The sequence below is a fragment of the Thermogutta sp. genome, assembly GCF_014359955.1.
GTDB lineage: Bacteria > Planctomycetota > Planctomycetia > Pirellulales > Thermoguttaceae > Thermogutta.
The window spans coordinates 1-1,541 of the sequence record NZ_JACIYL010000940.1; the positions used below are offsets into that span (position 1 = coordinate 1).

Annotated in this window: 2 protein-coding genes; both read left to right on the forward strand. The window is 60.0% G+C overall.

The genetic code is table 11. The features are described 5' to 3' along the window. Positions 1–921, forward strand: a 921-nt coding sequence (locus H5U08_RS18380; protein WP_297036484.1) for a discoidin domain-containing protein, incomplete at its 5' end; no start/stop codon positions are given. Between the two features lie 177 nt (positions 922–1,098). After that, positions 1,099–1,541 (forward strand): hypothetical protein (locus tag H5U08_RS18385; RefSeq protein ID WP_297036487.1); only part of this gene is annotated, 443 nt, incomplete at its 3' end.

Here is a 1,541-nt window from a genome sequence, read left to right on the forward strand (position 1 = left end):
GGTCAGATCAAACCGGGCCGGGTGAGCGACTTGCTCTGGTACTTCCCGGATGTCCTCCCCACCCTGGCCGAACTCGCCGGCGCAACGCCACCGCCCGACATCGATGGCATCTCCATCGTCCCCGAACTCCTGGGCGAAGACCTGGTCGGCCGAAAACAGCCGCAGCACGATTTTCTGTACTGGGAGCTCGGCGGCCAAATCGCAGTGCGCAAGGGGAACTGGAAGGCCATTCGGCCGGGGATGGGAAAACCCTGGGAGCTGTACGACCTTGCCCGCGACATCAGCGAAACACGAAACCTGGCGGCGGAACATCCTGAGATTTTGAAAGAGCTCATCGCGCTGGCGGAAAAGGCCCACGAGCCAGCGGTGGAAGGCGACTTTTTCGCCCCGGAACTCAATGAAAAAGACCGTCGCGCGAAGTTCGGCGACGCAGTGCCCCCAGAAAAAGTCAACGTCACCATGGTCAACCGGCTGCCGCAGGACGGCATGATCCCGCAAAAGTTTTACACCATTCTTTCCTGCAGCAGTGAATCGAAGAGCAACGACCGTCTTGCCAGGTACGCCATCGACGGCAATCCGCGAACGTGGTGGCACACACAGTTTCAGCCGGAGCTGAACCGTCCGCCTCACGAGCTCGTCATCGACCTGGGCAAAGAATTCACGGTGAGCGGAATCCGCTACCTGGCGCGACAAGACCATACCTGGAATGGAACTTTCAAGGAGTGCGAAATAGCGGTCAGCAAAACTCCCGACTTTTCAGAGGCCACGACGACGCGAGTTGCATTCAGCAAGACCAAAGAGGCCCAGGAACGGAACATCCCGCCGACCCGAGGACGCTACGTGCGGATCCGCATCCTTTCCGAAATCAACGGTGGACCGTGGGCTTCCGCCGCCGAAATCGGTATTGTCGGACAGGACTGATCAACCCGTTCGGCCATCGCATTTTCTGGTGCGTCGTGCGAGTCAACTGGCCTGAGAGGGGCCCGGTGGGCTATCCTTATACATGAGATCCGTCGTCACGCGGAACGGTTGGGCAGGTATCTCCCGTCGTGGCAGGGAGCGCGTCTCCTGCCGTGAATCCAGTTTTGCGGAAAGATTATGATGAGCGATCAAACGCCGATTCCAGGTCCGCCGAAGGAGAAGATTGTCCACGCGGAGATTGTCGTTCCCACGGAAACTCCCCGTCCGTTGCCGGGGGATGTCCGTGTCATCCGACGTCAGCCTCGCATCTGGCCGGTGTTCCTCGTGCTGGCGCTGTCGCTGTTCGTTCAAATCGGAGCGGTGGGTCTGGCAGCGATTCTCGGCGTCGTGATGCGGGCAGGGATGATCGAGTCGGCGTCGGATCTGCAATTCGCCCTCCGTGAGGCCGTCGATGCCCCCGAGTATATCCTCACCACGGCCGCATTGACCATGGCGGGATTTGCCCTGCTTGCAGGCGCTGCTACGTGGATTGAAGGTGAAAAGCTGCACGAGCGACTTCGCCTGTTTCGGCCAGTGGCGTCTCCGACTTTGCTCATTCTCGCCTTTATCGGCGTGCTCAG